This window comes from Arthrobacter sp. BK1, from assembly GCF_056680055.1.
The window spans coordinates 3,841,174-3,865,253 of sequence record NZ_CM155263.1 but is presented as its reverse complement, the minus strand read 5'-3'; the positions used below and the strand labels follow the sequence as shown (position 1 = coordinate 3,865,253).

The 24,080-nt window shown below is 63.7% G+C and carries 24 protein-coding genes, 1 other RNA gene and 1 riboswitch; of the genes, 16 read left to right on the top strand and 9 right to left on the bottom strand.

Going from position 1 to position 24,080, the window contains the following annotated elements:
* Positions 1-419: 419 nt before the first annotated feature.
* The 5 genes from AC1MCA_RS17660 (at position 420) to AC1MCA_RS17640 (ending at position 6,758) form a co-directional block, all read left to right on the top strand.
* Entirely contained in the window at positions 420-4,208 is a 3,789-nt protein-coding gene (locus AC1MCA_RS17660; protein ID WP_479799631.1) for a multifunctional oxoglutarate decarboxylase/oxoglutarate dehydrogenase thiamine pyrophosphate-binding subunit/dihydrolipoyllysine-residue succinyltransferase subunit, read from the top strand.
* A 128-nt stretch (positions 4,209-4,336) separates the two neighbouring features.
* Positions 4,337-4,936 carry a GDSL-type esterase/lipase family protein gene (locus AC1MCA_RS17655; RefSeq protein ID WP_108599099.1) on the top strand — a complete coding sequence of 200 codons (600 nt, stop codon included), beginning with the start codon at positions 4,337-4,339 and terminating at the stop codon, positions 4,934-4,936.
* A gap of 184 nt (positions 4,937-5,120) precedes the next feature.
* Entirely contained in the window at positions 5,121-5,966 is an 846-nt protein-coding gene (locus AC1MCA_RS17650) for a DUF4097 family beta strand repeat-containing protein (RefSeq protein WP_479799630.1), read from the top strand.
* Entirely contained in the window at positions 5,966-6,577 is a 612-nt protein-coding gene (locus AC1MCA_RS17645) for a PadR family transcriptional regulator (protein WP_479799629.1), read from the top strand. Before AC1MCA_RS17650 ends, AC1MCA_RS17645 begins: the two co-directional genes overlap by 1 nt.
* A 106-nt stretch (positions 6,578-6,683) precedes the next feature.
* Entirely contained in the window at positions 6,684-6,758 is a 75-nt protein-coding gene (locus AC1MCA_RS17640; protein WP_104061284.1) for a 50S ribosomal protein bL37, read from the top strand.
* Positions 6,759-6,856: 98 nt separating this feature from the next.
* Here the strand turns inward: AC1MCA_RS17640 and rsrA are convergent, their stop codons facing one another.
* Positions 6,857-7,117, bottom strand: coding sequence for a mycothiol system anti-sigma-R factor (gene rsrA / locus AC1MCA_RS17635; RefSeq protein WP_108599095.1), 261 nt, complete (start codon positions 7,115-7,117; stop codon positions 6,857-6,859).
* A complete protein-coding gene (locus tag AC1MCA_RS17630; protein ID WP_479799628.1) occupies positions 7,114-7,992 on the bottom strand; it encodes a sigma-70 family RNA polymerase sigma factor in 879 nt (292 codons plus the stop codon). The genes rsrA and AC1MCA_RS17630 overlap by 4 nt, the downstream gene beginning before the upstream one ends.
* 357 nt (positions 7,993-8,349) lie before the next feature.
* On the opposite strand from AC1MCA_RS17630, the gene AC1MCA_RS17625 reads away from it, so the two are divergent.
* The 9 genes from AC1MCA_RS17625 (at position 8,350) to AC1MCA_RS17585 (ending at position 16,380) form a co-directional block, all read left to right on the top strand.
* The gene (locus AC1MCA_RS17625) at positions 8,350-8,865 is read left to right on the top strand and encodes a DoxX family protein (RefSeq protein WP_479799627.1); all 516 of its coding nucleotides are present in this window, start codon (positions 8,350-8,352) and stop codon (positions 8,863-8,865) included.
* 6 nt (positions 8,866-8,871) lie between these two features.
* Positions 8,872-10,263: a 3-phosphoshikimate 1-carboxyvinyltransferase gene (gene aroA / locus AC1MCA_RS17620; RefSeq protein ID WP_479799626.1), complete on the top strand. Its 1,392-nt coding sequence runs from the start codon at positions 8,872-8,874 to the stop codon at positions 10,261-10,263.
* Positions 10,247-11,362 (top strand): ribosome small subunit-dependent GTPase A, encoded by a 1,116-nt coding sequence (gene rsgA / locus AC1MCA_RS17615; protein ID WP_479799625.1) that lies wholly within the window; start codon positions 10,247-10,249, stop codon positions 11,360-11,362. The genes aroA and rsgA overlap by 17 nt, the downstream gene beginning before the upstream one ends.
* 54 nt (positions 11,363-11,416) lie before the next feature.
* Positions 11,417-12,229 (top strand): histidinol-phosphatase, encoded by an 813-nt coding sequence (gene hisN, locus AC1MCA_RS17610; RefSeq protein ID WP_479799624.1) that lies wholly within the window; start codon positions 11,417-11,419, stop codon positions 12,227-12,229.
* Between the two features lie 167 nt (positions 12,230-12,396).
* Positions 12,397-12,510: riboswitch (SAM riboswitch) on the top strand.
* Between the two features lie 36 nt (positions 12,511-12,546).
* Positions 12,547-13,974, top strand: coding sequence for an aminotransferase class V-fold PLP-dependent enzyme (locus AC1MCA_RS17605; RefSeq protein ID WP_479799623.1), 1,428 nt, complete (start codon positions 12,547-12,549; stop codon positions 13,972-13,974).
* Positions 13,975-14,067: 93 nt separating this feature from the next.
* Positions 14,068-14,826: a class I SAM-dependent methyltransferase gene (locus tag AC1MCA_RS17600; protein WP_479799622.1), complete on the top strand. Its 759-nt coding sequence runs from the start codon at positions 14,068-14,070 to the stop codon at positions 14,824-14,826.
* A 26-nt stretch (positions 14,827-14,852) separates the two neighbouring features.
* Positions 14,853-15,569: a metal-dependent transcriptional regulator gene (locus AC1MCA_RS17595; protein ID WP_479799621.1), complete on the top strand. Its 717-nt coding sequence runs from the start codon at positions 14,853-14,855 to the stop codon at positions 15,567-15,569.
* Entirely contained in the window at positions 15,566-15,985 is a 420-nt protein-coding gene (locus tag AC1MCA_RS17590; RefSeq protein WP_479799620.1) for a fluoride efflux transporter FluC, read from the top strand. The genes AC1MCA_RS17595 and AC1MCA_RS17590 overlap by 4 nt, the downstream gene beginning before the upstream one ends.
* Complete coding sequence (locus tag AC1MCA_RS17585; RefSeq protein ID WP_479799619.1) at positions 15,982-16,380, top strand: fluoride efflux transporter FluC; 399 nt, start codon at positions 15,982-15,984, stop codon at positions 16,378-16,380. Before AC1MCA_RS17590 ends, AC1MCA_RS17585 begins: the two co-directional genes overlap by 4 nt.
* 69 nt (positions 16,381-16,449) lie before the next feature.
* Here AC1MCA_RS17585 and AC1MCA_RS17580 read toward each other — a convergent pair whose 3' ends face one another.
* Positions 16,450-17,733 carry a glycosyltransferase 87 family protein gene (locus AC1MCA_RS17580; protein ID WP_479799618.1) on the bottom strand — a complete coding sequence of 428 codons (1,284 nt, stop codon included), beginning with the start codon at positions 17,731-17,733 and terminating at the stop codon, positions 16,450-16,452.
* A 314-nt stretch (positions 17,734-18,047) separates the two neighbouring features.
* On the opposite strand from AC1MCA_RS17580, the gene AC1MCA_RS17575 reads away from it, so the two are divergent.
* Positions 18,048-18,416 (top strand): hypothetical protein, encoded by a 369-nt coding sequence (locus tag AC1MCA_RS17575; RefSeq protein WP_479799617.1) that lies wholly within the window; start codon positions 18,048-18,050, stop codon positions 18,414-18,416.
* Positions 18,417-18,497: 81 nt separating this feature from the next.
* Positions 18,498-18,632 carry a hypothetical protein gene (locus tag AC1MCA_RS17570; protein WP_258229129.1) on the top strand — a complete coding sequence of 45 codons (135 nt, stop codon included), beginning with the start codon at positions 18,498-18,500 and terminating at the stop codon, positions 18,630-18,632.
* A gap of 3 nt (positions 18,633-18,635) precedes the next feature.
* On the opposite strand, the gene AC1MCA_RS17565 is transcribed toward AC1MCA_RS17570, so the two are convergent.
* From AC1MCA_RS17565 to ftsE, 6 genes are all read right to left on the bottom strand, one after another.
* Complete coding sequence (locus AC1MCA_RS17565; RefSeq protein WP_479799616.1) at positions 18,636-19,616, bottom strand: S1C family serine protease; 981 nt, start codon at positions 19,614-19,616, stop codon at positions 18,636-18,638.
* 210 nt (positions 19,617-19,826) lie between these two features.
* Positions 19,827-20,195: a transfer-messenger RNA gene (gene ssrA / locus AC1MCA_RS17560) on the bottom strand.
* Positions 20,196-20,305: 110 nt separating this feature from the next.
* On the bottom strand, positions 20,306-20,776 hold the full coding sequence (gene smpB, locus AC1MCA_RS17555; protein WP_108600694.1) for an SsrA-binding protein SmpB: 471 nt from the start codon (positions 20,774-20,776) through the stop codon (positions 20,306-20,308).
* A gap of 87 nt (positions 20,777-20,863) precedes the next feature.
* Complete coding sequence (locus AC1MCA_RS17550; RefSeq protein WP_479799615.1) at positions 20,864-22,291, bottom strand: peptidoglycan DD-metalloendopeptidase family protein; 1,428 nt, start codon at positions 22,289-22,291, stop codon at positions 20,864-20,866.
* A gap of 27 nt (positions 22,292-22,318) precedes the next feature.
* Complete coding sequence (ftsX, locus tag AC1MCA_RS17545) at positions 22,319-23,233, bottom strand: permease-like cell division protein FtsX (RefSeq protein ID WP_479799614.1); 915 nt, start codon at positions 23,231-23,233, stop codon at positions 22,319-22,321.
* A complete protein-coding gene (gene ftsE / locus AC1MCA_RS17540) occupies positions 23,230-24,018 on the bottom strand; it encodes a cell division ATP-binding protein FtsE (protein ID WP_479799613.1) in 789 nt (262 codons plus the stop codon). The genes ftsX and ftsE overlap by 4 nt, the downstream gene beginning before the upstream one ends.
* Positions 24,019-24,080: the final 62 nt, after the last annotated feature.

Here is a 24,080-nt window from a genome sequence, read left to right as displayed (position 1 = left end):
GGGCTTTCTCCATAGAGGCTCCGCCGGGGTGAACCAAGGGAGAGCGATGGGCGCGTGTTCGGGGTTTGCCGGCTCTGCGGGTGGACTGGGCGGCGCTGTTGTTCTTGCTCCGCTGACAGCCCCCAGGCCGGCACCTAGATTTACTGTCCATAAGAATCCCAGTCTACAGGAGCAGATTGGCCCGTCGGCGCCTGTGAAAACGCCTCCGCGGCACGGCCCGGGCTCACTGGTTGACCGCCATAAATGGGCATCTTCGCGTCATTCCATGATTTGGGTCACCCTTATTGGCAGTTAACACATGATGCTCATTAGACTGGCAAAGGTCTGGGTTCAGAGGACGCAGAGACTGGTTCGAATGTTGTGCTGAGGCACCTTGTTGACCAGAGAGAAATCAAACTCATGGAAGAGGCGTATTTCAAGTGCCAGAGCAGCCTAGCCACCGTCTACCCGAGGAATTTGGCGGAAACGAGTGGCTCGTCGATGAACTGTACGAGCAGTATCAAAAGGACAAGAACACCGTGGATGCCAAGTGGTGGCCCCTGTTCGAATCCTTCGACTCAGGCAGCGGATCTTCTTCCAACGGAAGCACGGCTGCTGCCGTAGCCAACCCCGCTACCCGTGAGATGCCGGCGGTGCCGCCGGCTCCTGCAGCCCCTCCCGTTGCTGCATCCGCACCGCCGCAGGCCGCCCCGGCACCCGCCGCGGCGCCGTTGAAGAAGGCTCCCGCTACGGTCGCCCGCGATGGCGCGAAGAAGACCGAGCCGGGCGCCGGAACCCCGCCGATCCCGGCGCAGCTTCCCAAGAACGTCAAGGCACCCACGGCTCCGGAAGAGGACGTCGTTTCCATTCTCCGCGGCCCCGCCAAGGCCATCGCCACCAACATGGTCACCAGCCTTGAGGTTCCTACCGCCACCAGCGTCCGGGCGATTCCGGCCAAGCTTCTGATCGACAACCGCGTTGTCATCAACTCCAACCTGGCCCGCGCACGCGGCGGCAAAGTTTCCTTCACGCACCTGATCGGCTACGCCGTCATCCGGGCACTGTCGCAGTTCCCGTCGATGAACGTCTACTACGACGAGGTGGATGGCAAGCCCGTAGCCGTCCAGCCCGCGCATGTGAACTTCGGCATTGCCATCGACATGCCCAAGCCTGACGGAACCCGCCTGCTGATGGTTCCGAACATCAAGAAGGCGGAGACCCTCAACTTCTCCGAATTCTGGCATACCTACGAAGACCTCATTAAGCGTGCCCGCGCCGGCAAGCTGACCGCGGACGACCACCAGGGCACCACCGTGTCCCTGACCAACCCCGGCGGTATCGGCACGGTCCACTCGGTGCCCCGCCTGTCCAAGGGCCAGGCCGCCATCATCGGCGTCGGTGCACTGGACTACCCTGCAGAGTTCCAGGGCGCCAGCGAGAAAATCATCGCGCACAACGCCATCAGCAAGGTCCTCACGTTGACCTCCACCTATGACCACCGCGTCATCCAGGGTGCAGGCAGTGGCGAATTCCTGAAGCTGGTTCACCAGCTGCTGCTGGGCGCGCAGAACTTCTACGACGAAATCTTCGAGGCGCTTCGCATTCCGTACGAGCCGGTCCGCTGGAGCCCGGACCTGCAGGTCGATCCTGCTGACGAGATCAACAAGGTTGCCCGGATCCAGCAGCTCATCCACTCTTACCGCGTGCGCGGCCACCTGATGGCGGACACCGATCCCCTCGAGTACGTCCAGCGCAAGCACCCTGACCTTGACGTCCTCACCTACGGCCTCACCCTGTGGGACCTGGACCGCGAGTGGCCCACCGGCGGTTTCGGCGGCAAGCCGATGCTGAAGTTCCGCGACATCCTCGGCGTCCTCCGTGACGCCTACTGCCGCACCACCGGCATCGAGTACATGCACATCCAGGAGCCTGAGGAACGCAAATGGTTCCAGGACCAGTTGGAGCACGCGTACTCCAAGCCCAGCCGTGAAGAGCAGCTGCGCATCGTATCCAGGCTCAACGCAGCCGAAGCGTTCGAAACGTTCCTGCAGACCAAGTTCGTCGGCCAGAAGCGCTTCTCCCTGGAAGGCGGCGAGTCCCTGATTCCGCTGCTGGACGCCATCATTTCCGACGCCGCTGACGATGGCCTGGACGAAGTCGCGATCGGTATGGCCCACCGCGGCCGCCTGAACGTCCTCACCAACATCGCCGGCAAGACCTACGCCCAGGTGTTCCGCGAATTCGAAGGCACCCAGGATCCCCGCTCGGTGCAGGGCTCCGGCGACGTCAAGTACCACCTCGGCACCGAAGGCACGTTCACCTCGGAGAACGGCAATGAGACCAAGGTATACCTGGCCGCCAACCCGTCCCACCTCGAAGCGGTGGATTCGGTACTCGAAGGTATCGTCCGCGCAAAGCAGGACCGCCTGGACCAGGGTGAGGCCTTCCCGGTTCTGCCCATCATGGTCCACGGCGACGCCGCCTTCGCGGGCCAGGGTGTGGTTGCCGAGACGCTGAACCTGTCCCAGCTCCGCGGGTACCGGACCGGCGGCACCATCCACGTGGTGGTCAACAACCAGGTCGGCTTCACCACCGCCCCGTCGTCGTCACGCTCTTCCACGTACTCCACCGACGTCGCCAAGATGATCCAGGCACCGGTATTCCACGTGAACGGTGACGATCCCGAGGCAGTGGTGCGCATCGCCCAGCTCGCCTACGAGTTCCGTCAGCGATTCCACAAGGACGTTGTGATCGACATGGTGTGCTACCGCCGCCGTGGCCACAACGAGGGCGACGATCCCTCGATGACCCAGCCCATGATGTACAACCTGATCGAAGCCAAGCGCTCCGTCCGTAAGCTGTACACCGAGGCACTCATCGGCCGTGGCGACATCACCGAAGACGAAGCTGAGCAGCTTCTCCGCGACTACCAGGAACGCCTGGAGCGGGTCTTTGCCGAGACGCACGCCGCGCAGACCTCGCCGATTCCGATCATCACCGCAGACTCCGCGGCTGTCTCGGACCTTGAGCGCCCTATCGCCCAGCAGACCGATCTCGCCAGAAATGCTCCGGCCTCCACAGCCATCTCCCGCGAGACCCTGGCCCGGATCGGCCAGGCCCATGTCGAGATCCCCGAGGGATTCACAGTCCACGGCAAGCTCAAGCAGCTCCTCGAGAAGCGCGAACAGATGTCACGCGAAGGCGGCATCGACTGGGGCTTCGGCGAGATCGCTGCCTTCGGCTCGCTGATCATGGAAGGCGTCCCCGTGCGGCTCGCCGGCCAGGATTCGCGCCGCGGCACCTTTGTGCAGCGCCATGCTGTGTTCCACGACCGTGCCAACGGAACCGAGTGGCTGCCCCTGGGCCACCTCTCTGACAACCAGGCCAAACTGTGGATCTATGACTCCCTGCTGTCCGAGTACGCAGCCATGGGCTTCGAATACGGCTACTCCGTGGAGCGTCCGGACGCCCTGGTGCTCTGGGAAGCGCAGTTCGGTGACTTCGTCAACGGCGCGCAGACCATCATCGATGAGTTCATCTCCTCGGCCGAGCAGAAGTGGGGCCAGCGCTCCTCCCTGGTGCTGATGCTGCCGCACGGCTACGAAGGCCAGGGCCCGGACCACTCGTCCGCCCGGATCGAACGCTTCCTGCAGATGTGTGCTGAAGAGAACATGATCGTGGCCAACCCCACCACGGCGGCATCGCACTTCCACCTGCTGCGCCGCCAGGCGTACAGCCGGCCGCGCAAGCCGCTGATCGTCTTCACGCCGAAGCAGCTGCTGCGCCTCAAGGCTGCCGCGTCGTCCGTCGAGGACTTCACCACGGGCGCCTTCCGCCCCGTGATCGGTGACCATGAGCAGCTGGCGGCCAACGCCGTCGAACGCGTCCTGCTGGTTTCCGGCCGCCTGTACTACGACCTCCTGTCCACCCGGCAGAAGACCGATGACAAGACCACAGCGATTGTCCGCGTGGAGCAGCTTTACCCGCTGCCGCACGAGGAAATCGCTGCGGAACTGGCCAAGTACCCGAACGCCGAGGTTGTCTGGGCGCAGGACGAGCCTGCGAACCAGGGTCCGTGGCCTTTCATGGGCCTCAACCTCCCGGCCGCCCTGGACCGGCACGTCCGTCTGGTGTCGCGTCCCGCTTCAGCCTCCACCGCTGCCGGATCCATGAAGCGGCACGCAGCCGAGCAGGATTCGCTCCTGAAGCAGGCATTTGCGAGGAAGTAGTAATAGTGGCTGCCCGGCCGGACGTCGAAATACCAGACTCCGGCCGGGCAGTTCTGTTTAATGGGATAAACCATAGCCACGCCGGGTGGACTTCGGACTGACCCGGCACGGACGTAAAAGAGGAACTTGTGGAAGACAGGAAGCTGCGGCTCGCAGCTGTAGGAGATGAATTGCTGGCCGGGCTGGGCGATCCCAGGGCGCTCGGCTGGCTGGGCCGTGTACTGGCCCGCACTCCGCAGGACGGCATGGCGCTGGAAAGCTACGCCCTCCCCTGTCCCCAGGAGGGAACGGAAGGCCTGGCTGCACGGTGGCTGGAGGAAGCCGGGCGGCGGTTCGGCAACGAACACGAGAACCGCCTGGTGATCGGCCTCTCCGGACGCGACATCGAGTACGGCCTGTCCACTGCCCGGAGCCGCCTGAACCTGGCCAACATCCTCGACACCGCCTCGCAGAACCGGATCGAGGTGTTTGTCGTGGGACCGCCCCCTACCCTCGACCCGGAGCAGAACCGCCGCCTCGCCGAACTGAACACTGCCTTCGCGGACGTCACCACCCGGCGCAAGCACCTTTACGTCGACACGTTCTCCCCGCTCCTGAACCACGAACAGTGGCGCCAGGATCTGGCCGCGAACGCCGGCTCTCCCGGGCAGGCCGGCTACGGCCTGATGGCTTGGCTGGTCCTCCACCGGGGCTGGTTCCAGTGGCTGGGACTGGCCACCCCCGAGTAGCAGACCCTCTGGCACTCCCTGCAGGTCTCCCACCGAGCCTCTGGCACTCCCTGATAGAGCGTTGCCTTAAAACGTGCATCAAGTGAAAGAGCGTCCGGGTCGGCTCGCGATATATCTTGACCCGCTCCGCGCTGCGTTGTATCTTGAGTTATCAGTCACGATATATCGCGGCCTTGGAGGATTCATGCCGGAGAGTAACTGGACCGTCACAGGTCCACAGACCATCGATGTCGACGCCGTCAAGTCGCTGAAGCTTGGCATGGTCCGCGGGAGGTTCGACGTCGTCACCCACTCCGACGACGTTGTCCGGGTGGAGATCACTGACGTCCAGGGCGACCCCGTAGCGGTATCGCTCACGGACGGCCGGCTGGAGGTCCGCCACCAGCTGCACGGCCCGCAGGGCTGGTTCAAGAACCTGATGGGAACCGTCAACCACAACAGCAACAACTCGGCGGTCATCAGCATTGCCCTGCCGGCCGGAGTGGACGTGGAAGCCGGCACGGTCAGCGGGGACGGGCTGGTTTCCGGCATCGGCGGCCACACCAGACTTAATACCGTCTCGGGCTCGGTCATGGCAGACGGCACCTCCGGGGATCTGCATGTCAACACGGTCAGCGGCGAAGTCATTATCCGGAACCACGAGGGCGTCCTCACCGCCAAAAGCGTTTCAGGTGAGGTTACTGCGTCGGGCCGGTTCAGCAACATCCGGGCCAACACGGTCAGCGGTGACATGAGTTTCGATCTGCTCAGCTTCACCAACGACTTCGGGGCCAACTCCGTGTCAGGAGACCTCACCATCCGGCTTCCCCACGATGTCGGGGTGGACATCGTGGCGAAATCAGCAGGCGGCGGCGTAGTGGTAATTGACGACCAGAAGTACACCCAGCCCGGCGGCAAGCTGGAAACGATCGCCGGACCGGACGGCAAGCTGATGCTGGTCCGGACCAACTCCGTGTCCGGCAAGACGTCCATTTTCCACGGCCAGCCGGCGCGGAACGGGGAAACCGGAGAACCGGAAGCAGATTACTGATGCCTCCGGTCTTCGCGCATGGTGCGTTGCGGCTCTACCTGCTGGCCCTGCTGGAGTCCGGGCCCAAGCACGGCTATGACCTGATCAAAGCATTAAGCGAACGGTTCGGCGGCACTTACTCCCCCAGCGCTGGAACCATTTATCCCAGGTTGGGCAAACTGGAAGAGGAAGGCCTGGTGGTCACGGAGACAGCCGGCCGCCGCACCAACTACCGCATCACTGAGGCCGGGCTCGCCGAACTGAACAAGCGCCGGGACGAACTCGCCGGCGTCGAAAATGACATTTCCGCCTCAGTCCGCCGATTGGCCGATAATCTTCGTGCAGACATCCGGGCGAACATGCGGGGGCTGCGCGCGGACCTCGCAGCCACAGCCGAAGCGGCCCGTTCCACGGCCCGGGCCGCGGACTTCCGGAACGTGGGCCGGCAGTCAACGGAGGGAATCCGGGAGCTGAAAGAGGCCGAGATGCTGCTCCAGTCCTTCCGGGACGATCTTCGGGTCGAGCTGCGCCTGCACGCCAGCCGGCAGCCGCTGAGCCCCATCACCCTGGAGACTGTGAAAACGGTGCTTGACCAGGCACGCATCTCCATCCGCAATTCACTCCAGGACTGAACCGCCGCATAACCGTCAACGGGCGCGTCCGGTTTCACGGCCTGTCCCATGGTGTGGGAGACTTGAGGGCAGCTCTTTTGAGTACCAACATTTAAGGAGGCCAGCTATGAGCAAACGTGCACGTAAACGTCGTGACCGTAAGCGTGGCGGCGCGAACCACGGCAAGCGCCCCAACGCCTAAGCAAAAGCTTGGAATATTGGTTTAAGCGAAGGACCCCGGAAGCCACACGGCCTCCGGGGTCCTTCGTCTTTTGGTTCTGCGCTGCTGTGTCAGGCCACTCAGGCGTCCACCGGCCGGATGGCGTGGATCCGGTCCAGGATGGCGTTTTTCAGGTTCTCCGGCGCAGCCTCCGTACATGAGCGCTTGACCACCTTTCGGATGACGCACTCGAGGTCGTACTGCTCCGTGCAGTCAGGACACTCATCAAGGTGGTGCTTGATCTCCGTGATGTCCTCGCGGGTCAGCGCCCCGTCGAGGTACTCGTAGATGCGTTGCATCCGCGTATCATCGCAGTCGCCCAATCCTTGGCAGTCGCTCATTTCCTGTTCTCCTGTTTTGTACTTGCGGCCGTGTCCTGTGATTCGACGGCACCTTTGAATCCTCGTTCGGCGGCATATTCCGCCAGCATGTCCCGCAACATTTTCCGGCCGCGGTGGAGCCGGGACATCACGGTGCCGATCGGCGTATTCATGATGTCCGAGATTTCCTTGTAGGCGAAGCCCTCGACGTCAGCGAAGTACACCGCCAGCCGGAACTCCTCCGGGATGGCCTGCAACGCGCGCTTGACGTCAGTGTCCGGCAGGTGGTCCAGCGCTTCCGCCTCGGCTGACCGGAGCCCACGCGAGGTATGGGACTCAGCCCGGGCGAGCTGCCAGTCCTCAATGGTGTCCGTGTTTGACTGCAGCGGCTCGCGCTGCCGCTTGCGGTAGAGATTGATGTACGTGTTGGTCAGGATCCGGTAGAGCCAGGCCTTGAGGTTGGTCCCGGGCTTGTACTGGTGGAAAGCGGAAAAAGCTTTGGTGTAGGCCTCCTGGACCAGGTCCTCCGCGTCGGCGGGGTTCCGGGCCATCCTCATGGCTGCCGAGTAGAGCTGGTCCACGTACTGCATGGCATCGCGCTCAAAACGGATCCGGCGTTCCTCGGTTGATTCGGTGGCGACGTCAACCGCCTGCTCCGCCGAAGCGGACCCGTCCGCTTCGGACTCTCCCGAACCGGGCTCTTCAGTTTCCGGCTCCGCAGTTTCGGGCTCGTCAGACTCCGGCTCTGCAGTTTCGGGCGCTGCAGGCTTCGACGCTGCAACGTCAGGCACAGTCCCGCCCGGCCCAGCCGGTTCGGGCTGTGCGTTGTTGCTCGCTTTGGCTTCGCGTCCGGAGGCCTCATACATGGCCTCAAGGGCCGGATCCAGGGTGCTCATTGCGTTCAAGTCTACTGTGGGGCCCTTGGCACGCGGGGTTCCATACTCCGGAGGATCGGATTCCAGAGCGTTCATCACCACGGGGCCCGAGGGGTCCGTCCCGTCCTTTAGCAACCGCAAGGGCAACTCCACTCCTGTGTCAGGCCACTCCGAGTAATGCCAGAACTGAGGTCTGGCCACTCTGAATCAGGCAGGTATTTCTCCGGCGATTGGCTGCCGGCCAATTCTTCGGGCCGCACGGTGTTCAGCTGACCCGCAATCCATAACCCCACCCGACAGGCAAATATTCCCCAAAAGTGCAAGACTAGAACCGACTTCGCCGCATTCGACGCGGTTCGTCCAGCCAGGAGGAAATCCATGTCCTTTGTCCGCAATCTCGCCCGTCCCATGCTCGCTTCAAGTTTCGTCGCCGCCGGGTTGGACAAACTCAAAAACGCCGACGACACCGCCCAGCAGCTCTCCCCTCTCCTGAAGAAGGCAGCAGCGTCGCTGCCATTCCGTACCGACGAGCGGACGCTGGCACGGGTAATCGGCGGAACCCAGATTGGTGCCGGAATTCTGTTCGGCCTGGGCAAGTTCAGCCGTCTCTCGGCAACGGTACTGACAGTCATTTCGCTCCTGAACACCTTCGTGGAATGGCGCAGCGCCGATATCAGCACCAAAGCAGGCCGTGAGGCCCGGCGGAACCAGTTGCTGAAGAACGTCTCACTCAGCGGCGGAGCCCTGCTCGCTTCAGTTGATACCGCCGGCAAGCCGGGCCTCGCGTGGCGTGCCGAGCACCTCGCCGCGGACGCTAAAAAGACCACCGGCAAACAGCTCCACAAGGCGGACAAGGCTGTCCGCCGTGCCGTGGAGCAGGCAACGGGGGCGTAAGGACGGATGACCGGTTCCACCCCCGCAGCTTCCGCCACCACGTCCGGCTCCGTTCCGCACTGGCCGGCCCCCTTCGCCAGCCGGCCGATCAATGCCACTGTCACGGTGCCGGGTTCAAAGTCCCTGACCAACCGATTCCTGGTGCTCGCCGCGCTGGCTGACGGCCCGTCACGGCTCAGGGCTCCCCTGCACTCCCGTGATTCCGCCCTGATGATTGATGCACTCCGCCAGTTGGGTGCCACCATCACCGAGGTGCCCGGCGACGGCGCCTTCGGGCCGGACCTCGAGGTCATTCCCCTGAGCCAGGAGGCGCCGTCGTCACGGACAAGCATCGACTGCGGGCTTGCAGGAACCGTGATGCGTTTTGTCCCGCCGCTGGCGGCACTGCGGAACGGCGTGAGCGATTTCGACGGCGATCCCCATGCCAGGAAGCGCCCCATGGGCACCATCATCGAGGCCCTGAAGGGGCTCGGCGTGACGTTGACGGCGGACGACGGCGGCACCCCCTCTTCGCTGCCGTTCAGTGTTGAGGGCACCGGGGAAGTCCGGGGCGGCCACCTGGTGATCGACGCCAGCGCGTCGTCACAGTTTGTCTCTGCCCTCCTGTTGGTGGGCGCGAGGTTTACGGAGGGACTCCACCTCGAGCACGTCGGAAAACCTGTGCCGAGCCTGGACCACATCAACATGACGGTGGCAGTGCTCCGGGGTGTCGGCGTGGCCGTTGATGACTCGGTGCCCAACCACTGGGTGGTGGCGCCCGGACCCATCCGCGCGTTTGACCAGCGCATCGAACAGGACCTCTCCAACGCGGGTCCATTCCTGGCCGCTGCCCTGGCCACAGGAGGAACAGTGCGGATCCCGGACTGGCCCGAAGGAACCACTCAGGTAGGAGATCTGTGGCGCAGCATCCTGGCGGACCTGGGCGCGGAAGTAAGCATGGCGGACGGTGTCCTGACCGTCACCGGCGGGCCTGAGATCAAGGGTGGCAACTTTGCCGAGACAAGTGAACTCGCCCCCACTGTCGCGGCGCTCTGTGCTCTGGCCAACGGTCCTTCACGGTTGACCGGCATCGCCCACCTGCGCGGCCACGAGACAGACAGGCTCGCAGCACTCGTCACAGAAATCAACCGGCTCGGCGGGGACGCCGAGGAGACCAGCGACGGCCTGGTGATCCGGCCTGCCACGCTGCACGCCGGCGTCGTCCACAGCTACGCCGACCACCGGATGGCAACCGCCGGCGCCATCCTGGGCCTGGCGGTACCCGGTATCGAGGTCCAGGACATCGCCACCACAGCCAAGACCATGCCGGAGTTCCCGCGGATGTGGGCTGACATGCTCGCCCAGGGCGGATCTGCAGCTGCGGTGGCGGAAGGTTCCACCGGTGGCGCGCAGCACTGATTCCTGGGACGAGTCCGATGTCCGGATCCGGCCCAGCAAAAAAGGCTCCCGGCCGCGGACCAAGGACCGGCCCAGCCACGACGACGCCGTCACCGGCCGCATCATCACCGTTGACCGCGGCAGGTATACCGCCATCGTCGGGGAAGGCTCCGGGGACGAACGGGTCATCATTGCCGCGCGCGCCCGCGAGCTACGGCGCTCCCCAGTGGTCGCTGGCGACTTCGTCTCCCTCGTAGGGGACGTCTCCGGCGAACCCGACACGCTGGCCCGCCTGGTCAGGATCCAGGACCGCCGGACCCTTCTTCGCCGCAGCGCGGATGACACGGACCCGATTGAGCGCGCCGTAGTGGCCAATGCTGATCAGCTGGTGGTGGTGGTGGCCGCCGCCAATCCTGAGCCCCGCACCGGCTTTATCGACCGCGCCCTCGTGGCCGCCTACGACGCCGGCATTGAGCCGCTGCTGCTCGTCACCAAGGCTGACGTCAAGGACCCCGCTGAACTGTTGTCCAACTATGAGCACCTGGACTTTCCGGTCATCATCAGCCGGACGGCAGACTCGGCCGCTTCCGGCATCGACGCCCGCTCGGACGACGGCCTCTCCGCGCGGCTGGACACTGACGCTGTGGAGCAGCTACGGGCCCACCTGGACGGGAAAGTGACAGTAATGCTGGGCCACTCGGGAGTGGGCAAATCCACCATGGTCAACGCGCTCACCGGAGCAGAACGGGCCACTGGCGGCGTGAACGCGGTGACGGGACGCGGCCGCCATACGTCGTCGTCGGCCCTGGCCCTGAAACTGACCGACGCCCCGGCGGGAAGCTGGATCATCGACACCCCTGGAATCCGCTCGTTTGGCCTGGCGCACGTGGACCCGGACCGGATCCTGCGGTCCTTCCCGGACCTGGAGCCGGGCACTGACGCCTGCGAACGCGGCTGCAAGCACAACGCCGCAGCCGTCAACTGTGGAGTGGACGCGTGGGTGGCCGCCGGCAACGCGGGCCCCACCGGGCCGGCCCGGCTCGCATCATTGCGGCGTCTGCTCGGTGCAGATCCGCGGCTGGAAGGCCAGGAAACCAAGGAACTGGGCAGCATCAGCTAGCCGCTGACCGTCCACCTCCCGGGCTCAGCAGCCCGGAGACGGTAGTTTGTAACCATGATCCAACCCGCTTCGAGCTACAACGATGACCTGCGCCTGGCCCATGTGCTGGCCGATTCCGTGGATGACCAGACCATGAGCCGCTTCAAGGCCCAGGACCTGCACATCGAGACCAAGCCTGACCTGACGCCGGTCACCGACGCGGACAAAGCCGCGGAGGAAGCCATCCGCGGCCAGCTCTCCCGCTCGCGTCCCCGCGACGCCGTGCTCGGGGAGGAATTCGGCAGCTCCGGCCACGGGGCACGCCGCTGGATCATTGATCCCATTGACGGCACTAAGAACTTTGTGCGCGGCGTTCCGGTCTGGGCCACATTGATCGCCCTCGTTGATGAAGGCGAACCGGTAGTGGGAGTGGTCAGCGCGCCAGCCCTGGGGAAACGCTGGTGGGCCGCGAAAGGTGCCGGAGCCTACATGGGCCGGTCGCTCGCAGCCGCCACCAGGCTTCGCGTCTCGGACGTGTCAAAGCTGTCAGATGCCTCCCTCTCCTATTCGAGCCTTGGAGGCTGGAAGCAGCGCGGCAACCTCGATGAGTTCCTGGGGCTGACAGAGGATGTGTGGCGCACGCGCGCATTCGGCGATTTCTGGTCGTACTGCATGGTGGCCGAAGGTTCCGTGGACATCGCCTGCGAGCCTGAGCTCAATCTGTACGACATGGCTGCGCTGGTCCCCATTGTGGTGGAAGCAGGTGGCCGCTTCACGTCGCTCGAAGGCGTGGACGGGCCGTTCGGCGGCAACGCCCTCGCCACGAATTCCATCCTCCACTCCGAGGTCCTCAAGCGCCTGAATCCGGATCTGGACGATCTCCTCTAGTCCGTCAGCGGGACTTTATTTCGAATTATCGACGGCGGACGCCTCCTCATGGGGGCCTCCGCCGTCGTATGTTCGGAGAAACTCCGCTTACCCAAATGTGCGTAACAAAGCCCTTAACATTCGGCGCGGCTTTTTCCCGGCCGGGGACATGTCCTACGCTCTTAACAGGTCACGAGTGCCAGCGCTAAACCCCGGTTTGCTGGCCGGCAACCCTCCATTCGCGGTGGGGTGCCCCGGGTGACGACCAGGCCGGTCCGGAACGGACCCGGCAAGCGCGGATCCCCGGCCAACGGGCGTCCTTTCAAAGTGAGGTCTCCGTGACAACTGCCACTGTCTCCCCCAACGCCGTTTCCCCAGTTCACACAGCGGGCTCCGCCTTCGGCGATCCGTTCGCCATCGCCGGGCGCCCCCTCTCCGCCGTCACCGGCGCTGAAATCCAGGCCCCGCTGATCCAGGGCGGCCACGTCCGGTACGCCAACCTGGATTACGGCGCTTCCGCACCGGCTCTCTCCGTGGTGTCCGCCTACCTGAACGAGATCCTGCCGTTCTATGCCAGCGTCCACCGCGGTGCCGGCTATGCATCGCAGATCAGTACCTCCGTCTACGAGAACGCACGCAACATCGTGCGTAACTTCGTGGGCGGCCGGCCGGACGACTCCGTGATCTTCACCCGGAACACCACAGACTCGCTGAATCTGTTGGCCGGTTGCCTCCCGCTGACGGACGGACGGCCAAACGGCGATGTGCTTTACCTGGACATAGAGCACCACGCCAACCTTCTTCCATGGCAGGGCGTGCCGCACCGCAGCGTTGTCGCTGCAGACACCATCACGGGGACCATCGAAGCGCTCCGTGCCGAACTTGAACAGGGAAGCGTCAGCCTCCTCGCCGTCACGGGCGCCTCGAATGTCACCGGCGAAATTCTCCCCATCCGGGCGCTGGCGGCCCTGGCCCACGAGTTCGGAGCCCGGATTGTGGTGGACGCCGCCCAGCTCGCTCCGCACCGCCGGATCAACATCAACGCTGACGGCGTCGACTACGTGGTCTTCTCCGGCCACAAGCTCTATGCCCCGTTCGGCGCCGGTGTGCTCGTGGGCCGCACGGACTGGCTCGACGCCGGCAAGCCCCACCTCGCCGGCGGCGGAGCCGTCCGTGAGGCAAGGCTCGACGGCGTCAGCTGGGCCACGGGCCCGGCACGGCACGAGGGTGGTTCCCCCAACGTCCTGGGTGCGGCCACGCTGGCGCGCGCCACCCAGGTCCTCGCATCACTGGATCAGGAACGCTGGCACGCCCACGAATCAGTCATCAGGGCTTTCCTGGTGGAAGGACTGCAGAAGATCGACGGCGTCACTGTCCACCAGATCTTCTCTGACACGGACGCAGAAACCGGCACTATCGGCGTCGTGAACTTCTCTGTGGCCGGCTACGATGCGGGCTTGGTGGCTGCCTATCTCTCGGCCGAGCACGGCGTCGGCCTCCGGGATGGCCGCTTCTGCGCCCACCCGCTGCTGAAGCGCCTCGGACTTCCCTCGGGATCGCTGCGGGCGAGCTTCGGAGTGGGGTCACGGCTTGAGGATGCGCAGCGGCTGCTGGCCGGCATCGAGCAACTACGGAGCACGGGTCTCGGCTGGGACTACGTGGTGGATTCAGGACGCTGGGTTCCGGCCAACGACACCCGCACGTACCCGGAGTGGGCGCCGAACACACCCGGAACGGCCGGCGCGGCACCGTGCCTTGATGACTGAGCATTCCTGATCAGCAGGCCGCGATCAGGCGGCTGCGGTCAAATGCGGTAAATTCGAAGGATACCCATGGGCATCAGTTGAAGGAGGCCGCACGTGGCACGGGGTGGCCCCAGGCTTGACCATGGCCGCCGCCGGGAGCTCGGCCAGAGCTTCCAGGATGGCGGCGAGCACTACCAGCGGGTTCGCCCCGGCTACCCGGGCGAATCAGCGGACTGGCTGATCCCGGCCGGGGCCAGGGACGCCGTGGACGTTGGCGCCGGTACGGGCAAGTTCACCGCCCTCCTGCTGGAACGCGGCCTCACAGTCTCAGCGGTGGATCCTTCCGGGGACATGCTCGAACAACTGCGCGCCCATCATCCTGAGGTGTCCGCAACCCAAGGGACAGCAGAGGCAACAGGGCTCCCTGACTCTGTGTTCGACGTCGTCAGCGTTGCGCAGGCGTGGCACTGGTGCGATCCACTGCCCGCGAGCACGGAACTGGCACGTATTCTCCGCCCCGGTGGAACGCTGGGCCTGATCTGGAACCAGCTGGACACGTCCATCCCCTGGGTTCACCGGCTATCCCGCATCATGCACGCGGGTGATGTGTACAAGCCTGGTTTCCGGCCCGTAGTGGGGCCCGGGTTCGGAGGCCTCGAGAGCCATGTCACCAGGTGGGAGGACAGGCTCAGCACGGCGGAAATCATGGAGCTGACGAAGTCCCGCAGCTATTACCTGCGTGCCACGGAGGCAATACGCGGCAAAGTGTTGGCGAACCTCGACTGGTACCTCCACGAGCATCTGGGACACGATGTCGACGAAGAGGTCAGCCTGCCGTATCTGACCCTGACATGGCGGGCAGCCAGGCTGTGATGCCCGCCAGCGGGTAGGCTTGAGGGGTGAAGACCAGCGCGCCCTCCTCCTCCATCGAGGACTACGTCAAGGTCATTTACGGCTTTACGGAATGGCAGGCCAAACCCATCACGTCCTCGCAGCTGGCACAGCGTCTGGGCGTTGCGAACTCATCGGTCTCGGAAATGGTGCGCAAGCTCAAGGACCAGGGGCTGGTTGACCATAAACCGTACAGCGCCATCACCCTGACGCCGGCCGGCGTTCGGCTGGCGCTGTCCATGGTGCGCCGCCACCGCCTGATCGAAACCTACCTTGTGCAAGAGCTCGGCTATAGCTGGGACGAAGTCCATGATGAAGCCGAACTGCTCGAGCATGCGGTCTCGGACACGTTCATTGAGCGGATGGCCACCAAGCTGGGCAACCCCCAACGGGACCCGCACGGCGATCCCATCCCCTCGGCAGACGGCACAATGATGTTGCCTCCCGCCCACCTGTTGGCTGAACTCGATGAGGGCCACACAGGTCGAATTACCCGCATCAGCGACGAGAATCCGGACCTGCTGCGATACCTGGCGGCGGAGGAAATAGACCTCGACGCCGAGGTGGAGGTCCTGGGGCGCAGGCCGTTCGGAGGCGCCCTGATGGTACGGATCCGCAACGGAGGCAGGACCCGGGACTACGATCTGGCGGATGCAGTGACGGCGGCGCTGTGGGTTCACAGCGACCACAACCACGCGGGCTGTGTCCTTGTACCTGCTCAATGAAGAACGCCGGAATGCCTGACTGGCGGGCATGGCTGGCAGTGGCGGCAGGCGGACTGATTGGAACGGAACTCCGCTACGCCCTGGGGCTCGCTTTCCCTGAATCCGCCGGCCAGGTCCCCTGGACCACGCTGGGCATCAACGTGGCGGGGAGTTTCGTGCTGGCTGTTCTCACGACGCTATGGATTGCCCGGCCCGCAACGGCTTTCTGGCTTCGCGCGGGCCTGGGGCCCGGCCTGTTGGGTTCGTTCACCACGTTCTCCGCGGTGGTGTTCTCCATGGACCAGTTGGCCAGGGCGGGCGGGCACCCGGCGTGGATTGGCTACCTCGCGCTGTCCCTGTTTCTCGGTCTTGGCGCCGCGGCTGGCGGCTGGCGGACGGGGCGGCTGCTGGCTGACCGGCTGCAGGTTGCCTCATGATGGCCGCTGCCATGGTGGGAGTTTTCGGGATGGCAGGCGCGTTGCTGCGCTTCGCCGTCGACAGCTGGTTCGCCCACCGGGCTGGACGCCGGTCCATCCTCAACTCCGAAGGCGCTCCCCGGCACTGGCCGTGGGCCACGCTGACCGTCAATGTCGCAGGATGCCTCATTATCGGGCTGTCGATGGGGATCACAGGGCGGCTTGGTCTTGGCTCCGAGTGGCAGGCAGCCATCGCGACGGGCCTCGCCGGCGGGCTCACAACTTTCAGCTCGTGGACGGTGGCCACTGTCCGGCTCCTCACCGAGTCGCGATTTTACGCCGCTGCCCTTAATGTAGGCGCGAACCTGGCCGCGGGCTGCGCGGCGGCGGCGTTGGGCATAGCCATCGCTTCCTAGGCAATCGCGGCCCGCTGCAGCGGAAGCGGACGGGAAATTGGCAATCGCGCAGATGGGGTGCCGGAGGGTTCAACTGATGCCGGAGGGCACGCGATTGCTCAAATGTGCTGTTGTGCCTTCAGAATCGGTTGATTCCACCCGCTTCACCAGCTTCCACAGGGTTACGAGTGCCCAGCCAAATACCCCAATCACCAGAACGTTCCTCACCGTCAGCAGGGCGGCGACGCCGGGATTCAGTGCTGCGAGCAGCTGCATGTAAAGCAGGGGGTACACGAGGGTTGTAATGACCGCAATGGCAACGATGGAAGCAGTGGGAACAGCCCAGGCCCTCCCGTAAAAAGCCGCGCCGACACAGATTACAGCTGTCAGCCAGATCATGAATTGCGGTGAACCCACTTTGTTGAAGACGATCATTGCGGAGACGAGGGACAGTGCTCCGACCATGAGAAGGTCCTGCCTGTTTGCTCCGCGGCGAACACCAAGGAATATCAAAACGGCAATAAGGAGGACGATGACACTGAGGAGGGGGTTCAGCAGTGCACTCACGGAATCAGCCAGGGCTCCTTGAACCTCAATGGTGTGGATATCTGTATTCGGATAGAGCTCGGTGCCGAGTTGCAGGACGGCCTGCCACAGGCCTGGAGTTGTGAGGGGGGCCTCCAACTGCATGCCACGCTCACCCTGCGCCAGGATGAACCCGAGAAGGTGCTGTGCTCCCCCTCCGGCGACAACCCCGGCCACCATGAATGCCGACACTGCGGCGCCCACCAAAATGACGCGGAGCCGGGACTTGCTCGAGACTGCAAGCGCCAGCACAACACCTGCGGGCCAAACCTTGATCCACGTCGCCAGAGACAGAAGCAAGGATGCCAAGGCCGGACGGGTTGTTGCCACGGTGAGGCCGACCACAACAATCGGCGCGGAAATGCCTTCGACACGTGAGAAGACGAGCGGGCCAAGAACAGCGGTCAACGTTATCCAGAGATAAGCGGCCTGCCAGCCGAACGGTGCCGCCCTGTTATTCAGCAGAACCAGCACAGCGATGAAGTTCAGAACGGTGCACAACAAAAACCAGCCAAGCATGTACTGATCGTGACCGAAAACTGCAGCACCGACCATGGGAAACATTGCCCCGATCGGATAGACCCAGGCAACATCAACTCCCTGCCACATGCCGTCGGAGAGGCCTTGGTACGCCCATGCCCGGTAAAGACCAACGTCGCCGTAGGTTTCTCCGCCCGCGATCCGGGGGATAAGAAGCAGGAGGAATAGTCCGTGAACAGCGGCGAATGCTGTGATCACCGCGGCCTTTCGCGGCAGCAAATCAAGCAAATCTGGTCGGGGTTTTTTCATGATGACTCTCAACTATTACAAAAGGAACGGGACGGTGCATGGCGAAAACCGCCCCTCCCATGCAGCAATTGGCACGGCCTGGACTAACCGGGGCCGGCGCAAGGACATGTTGGGGGCGTGAAATCACGAGGTCGACCGGCCGCGCTGTCGTGAAAGTCCAGCCAGCCAATCAAATCACTTCATTCTACGAGGTCAAAGTGCGCCGGATGAGCCACGTGGGCCCGCTCACGCTCGAATTTGGCTGCACAGAAGCCACAGACTTGGCGAAACCTATACTTCGGGCGGTTTGGCGCAGTCCCGTATCGTTGACTGTGATGATTAGCAGACGCGACGCGGCAATTGCCCTTGATGTACCGATGGAAATGGCCCAGCGCCATGGCATCCCCAAACGCCTGTCCGAGTCCGAACTCGGCGAAATCCTGGACAACCCGCCGGCCTGGCTGATCCAGTCGCGGGCGAACCGGACCGGCAAGCGCCCGGTGTGGGTCCATCTTGAGTGCGCTGTATGCGGCTATGAGGAGGCGGCCCGCCCCAAAAAGTGGTGGCCGGAATTCACCTATGTGGTCTGCGGCCACCATGCGCCCAGTGACGTTCCGCAGGCCCGGCCGGGCCTTGTCAGGAGCGAGTTCGACGGCGTCGGGACCCGCTTTGTGGGCATCGCGGACGTAGCGGTTCCGGACTGACCCCGGGCATTTATTTCGGAGTGGAACAGGGGTATTTTACGAGGAGGGACGTATTCCGTCCCCTGTTGTAAGGAGCACCCCATGCCTGACAAGACCCCCCACCAGAACCTGTCGAAGAAGCCGGTCAAAACCATCAAGGAAAAACGCGCGGACAAGAAGGCCAAGAACCCTGAAGGTGCGCAGGACCCGGTAGCGCATCTGAAGAAGCGCCGGTAGCTGTTACCCGTTCTCTGCCATCTCTTCCGGTACGGCAGCCAGATTCAATTCCTTGCCGTCCCTCAGCACGCTGATTTGCAACGGTTGGCCAATCGCATCGGCGAACAGCAGTTTCTGCAGGCTTTCCGCGTTGCTGACGGGGCGGCTCCCGGCTGTCATGATGATGTCACCGGCTTGCAGGCCCGCGCGGTCTGCCGGTGAACCCGCCAGGACCTCCACCACCCTGAGCCCGTCCCGTTGGCCGCTGCGGATCACAGCACTGGCGGTGAGGCGGATGGGCGTGCTGACAACACCCAGGTACGCTCGCTTCACCCTTCCGTCCTTCAGCAGCGCTGAGATGATGCGCCGGGTTGTGGCATTGATCGGCACGGCAAGGCCCAGCCCTGCGCCGGCAACTGCGGTGTTGATTCCCACGATGCGGCTGCGCGCGTCGGCCAATGCCCCACCGGAGCTGCCCGCGTTGAGGGCTGCGTCGGTCTGGATGACGTCTTCGATCACGCGCCGGTTTCCACCCGACCATACGGGTATGGCCCGTCCAAGACCGCTGACAACACCCGCTGTTACTGATCCGGCCAGGCCCAGCGGATTCCCCACAGCGATAACCAGCTGACCCACGCGGAGCGTCTCAGCGTCGCCGAACTGCGCTGGCGGAACTTTCGGTGCTTTGCCGTGGACCACCGCGAGATCGGACAAGGGATCCACGCCCACCAGTTCAAGGTCAGTCCGGCTGCCATCTGCAAAAGACGCATGGCCCTGGTGGGTTCCGGCCACAACGTGGGAGTTCGTGAGGAGGTAACCGTCCTCTGTGAACAGCACAGCGGAACCTGCGCCCATCCGGAAGCGGCCGTTACGGCGGCTGCTTGTCATCTCGATTGCTGCGACGTGCGGGGTGACGGTCTCAGCCACCCGCATGACCGTCTCGGAATACGAATCCAGCGGATCGTCGTCGAACGCCGCTGAACCGGGCTCGGGGATCTCGACCATGGCGCACCTCCTGGCTGCTTTGCCATATCCGGCTTCCAGACCTTGTGCTGCGCCGGATCTTATAGAGGACAACCACTGCCCCACACAGGCTAGTCCCGGCCCCGCTACGCCGTCGGTGAACAGGGCCGGGCGCTCACCGATGTGGCCCGTTAACGCCAGAAGACCCGGACGCGATGTCCGGGTCTTCTGGGTGTCTTGCGACATGTCAAAATGTGGAGATGGGGGGAATTGAACCCCCGTCCGATGTCGTGTTAGCAGGGCTTCTCCGGGCGCAGTTTGCGTTGGAGTTTCTCGGCCCCAGCCCTCCTGCAAACAGGTGGCTGATCCGGGCCCAGTCATCTAAGAGTCCCGTCTACCCCGATGACGGGGGCAAACAGCAGTGGCTATCTAAATGACGCCAGGATCCGGGGCAATAGCAACCTCGGGCTGACGGACTGTCTTACTGCTTAGGCAGCAAGAGCGAAGTCAGTGCGCTTTGAATTGGCACTTATTGGTTTGCAGACAGCGTTTACGAGATAATTCTGCATCCTCGGCCCGCTTCACCTGCCGCGACTAACATCGTCGAAACCGATCATCCCCGTATTTTGTTATCAAACCCGGCGGAGCCTCTGATTGCTCGGAAAACCCTGCCGGACTATTCATCATAACGCATCCGATCCCGGGATCATTCCCAAGGGGCGGTCCGTGGATCAGCGGCGGTTGCGTTCCCGCAACTCACGCAGCGACTCGCGTTTGTCCTGTTGTTCACGCAGCGTCTGGCGCTTGTCGTAGTCCTTCTTACCGCGGGCAATCGCGATTTCCACCTTGGCGCGGCCGTCCAGGAAATACAGCTGGAGCGGAACCACGGTGAACCCGGACTCGCGGATCTTCACAGAGATTTTGTTGAGCTCTTCACGGTGCAGCAAAAGCTTCCGGCGCCGGCGGGCGGAGTGGTTGGTCCAGCTCCCCTGGTTGTACTCGGGGATGTGGATGCCCTCCATCCACAGTTCGTCGTTGTAGAAGGTGCAGAAACCGTCAACCATGGAAGCGTGGCCTTCGCGCAGGGACTTGACTTCAGTCCCCATCAGGGCGATGCCGGCCTCATAGGTGTCGAGCACGTGGTAGTCATGCCGGGCCTTGCGGTTGGTGGCCACCACTTTACGGCCACTTTCTTTGGGCACGGTGAAACTCCTCAGTTCTTGGATCCTGGTTGTATCCGGCCGTTCGGGCGCGGAGTCATACCAGTGTACGGCAGGCGCGGACCGCCGTTACAGCAGCCGCATGGGGTCAACAGCAGTCCCGTTGAGCCAGGTTTCGAAGTGTGAGTGGCAGCCGGTCGAGTTTCCGGTGCTGCCCGAGTAGGCAATGAGCTGCCCCTGGGATACCTGCTGGCCGTTGGAGACCACCACGCTTGCGTTGTGGTAGTAGATGGTGGTCAGTGAGTTGCCCTGCACCACGCCGTGCGACAGCTTCACCCGGAACCCGCCGCCGTCGGAAGAATTCCATCCGGAGGAGAAAACCTCGCCGGCGGCTGCCGCATAAACGGGGGTGCCGCAAGCGGCACCGAAGTCGATGCCGGTGTGCATGTAGCCGCCCGAACCGTAGAAGTCGATGGTTCCGGGCGGGGTGGCCCGCCAGCCGAAGCCGGAGGTGATGGGTACGTCGCCGGAGAACGGGTGCCGCAATCCAAAGGCCGACGGCGATCCGGTCACCGGAACGTATTCCACCTGCGGCGGCGCCGGCTGGTTCCGGGCGGCGGCGGCAGCCGCCGCTGCCGCTGCGGCTGCGGCGGCGAGGCGGCGCTGTTCGGCCTCCCAGGCTTCCCGGAGCCGGCGGTCGCGTTCGGCGATTTCGTTGGCCACGGCGTTCTGGCTGGCCTCGACCGCGGCCATCTGGCTTTGAATACCTGGCTTGGCCGCCTGGAGTTCCGCATCAAGACGCGTGGTGTCGGCAATCAGCTGATCAACCTGGGCCTTTTTGGCCGCTGCCTCATCGCGGGCCGCTTTCTCCCGTTCCAGGGCAGCGTCAGCTTTTGCCTTCAGATCCCTGATTTCGGCTTCAACGGCTTCCAGCCGGGCCTGCGAGTTCACGTTGGTGGCGCTCTGCTGGGACAGTTTGTCCATGGCCGCATTCTGGCTCCGCATGGCCTGGTCTGCGAGGTCCATCGTCTCGGTCAGGCTGCCGCCGTTGTTCGCCCCGAAGAAGAGCGTCAGGTTGGACGGGACGCCACCCGATTTGTAGGCCTGGGTGGCGATCTGGCCAATCAGCTTCTTGGTGTCGGCGATCTTTTGTTTGTCCGACTCCAGCTGCTGGGTGATTTTCGCCTTGTTCTGCTGCGCAAGGTCAACACGCGCCGTCAGAGCTTCAACTTCCTTGACCGCACTGGCTACCCGGCCCTGTGCTTCCAGAAGTGCCTGCTGGGCACCGGGCAACTGGCCCTGATAGATCACCAGGTCGCCGGCCGCCTTCGCAATCCGGGAATCCACGAACTCAAGGGACTGCTGCACCCGTGCGGCCTCCGCCTCAAGGGCGGCCCGCTTGTCATCGAGTTCGTCGGCTTGCGCCACAGGAGCTGAGGCGCCGAGGCTGGCAGCAAGCACCAGCACCAGGACGCCACTGAGCATGCCGCTCAGGCGGCCCGCAGGACGCCGGCGTTCCGCCCGGTGCCGAGGCGCAGTTCGATGCAATACGTTCATGAGGATTCCTTGGTCGGTTTGCACAGCCTAGACCTTCAGATATCTGCGTAAGGTCAAGAGAGACGAAATTCCAGCCAAAGATCCGCCAAGGATCAGCAAAGCCGGTGCAAGGATGAGAGTCTGCCCGGGCGAGATAAATGCCGTGTCCGGATACTGCTTGGACAGGTACTCGCCCAGGAAGAAGTGCGCCACTGCCCACAGCGTCCCTGACGCCAACGCGGCTCCGACCACGGCCGCAATGACGCCTTCGAGGATGAACGGCAACTGGATGACCATCTTGGAGGCACCCACCAGGCGCATGATCCCTGTCTCCCGGCGGCGGCTGAAGGCTGAGAGCCGGATAGTCGTCGCGATCAGGAGGATGGCACAGATAATCATCACGCCGGCAATACTGACAGCCACCAGGGATGCCGCATTCATGGCTGAGAACAGACGCTCCAACAGTTGGCGCTGGTCAATCACCGTCTCAACGCCGGGCTGGGAAGAGAATGTCTCGCTGATGATCTGGTACTTTTCCGGATCCTTCATGTTGATCCGGAAGGAGGACGGCAGTTGGTCCGGCGTCACCGAATCAACGATCGGTGAGTTCGAGAACTGGTCCTTGAAGTGTTTGTAGGCCTCTTCCTTGGACTCGAACGCGAAGTCGTTAACGTACTGGGCCACTGCGGGTGAGTCCAGGAGAGTCTTGAGGTTCTCCTGCTGTTCCGGGGTGACCGGCCCCGTGGCGCAACCTGCCGCCGTCGAACCGTCACTGCAGAGGAAGATGGCTACCTGGACTTTGTCGTACCAGTACCCCTTCATCTGGTTGATCTGGAGCTGCAACATGCCGGCGGCGCCGACGAACGTCAGGGAGACGAACGTGACCAGGATGACCGATACAACCATGGAGACGTTGCGGCGAAGTCCGCTCCCGATCTCGCCGAGAATGAAAGCGAGCCTCATCGCTGTTCCTCCCCTGCGTCCCCGTGACTGCCGGGCTGAGGCGGCGTCTCATCCCTGCCGCTGGCATCCTTGAGCCGGCGGGATTGACCCACCACCGGAATCATGGAGGTGTACAGCGCCCTGGCCTCGTCGCGGATGACCACACCGTGTTTCAGTTCCACCACGCGTTTGCGCATTTCATTGACGATGTCGTCGTCGTGCGTGGCCATGACAACGGTGGTGCCATTCTGGTTGATTTTGTCCAGCACGCCCATGATGCCCATGGAGGTGGTGGGGTCCAGGTTGCCGGTGGGTTCGTCAGCCAGCAGGATGCCGGGCCGGTTCACTACCGCACGGGCTATCGCAACCCGCTGTTGCTCACCGCCGGAAAGCTCGTGGGGCATGCGGCGCTCTTTGCCCTCCAGGCCCACAGTCTTGAGGACTTCGGGGACGGTGTCCCGGATAACGCTCCGGCTCTTGCCGATGACCTGCATGGCGAAGGCAACGTTGGCGAATACGTTCTTTTGGGGAAGGAGCCGGAAGTCCTGGAACACCACCCCGATACCGCGGCGGAGCCTGGGCACCCGCCAGCTGGAGATTTTGGCGACGTTCTGGCCGGCCACATAGACGGCCCCGGAGGAGGCCCGGTCTTCCTTGAGGACAAGCCGCAGAAAGGTGGACTTGCCGGATCCGGAAGCGCCCACGAGGAACGCGAACTCACCACGGTCAATTTCAAGGCTGACATCGTCCAACGCAGGACGGGCTGTCTGGTCGTAGACCTTGGTGACATTTTCGAATCGGATCATGGCCCTAAATACCCTGCAGGGCACGGCTTATGCAGCCCAGATCTGCAGCCGGTGCGCGGGCT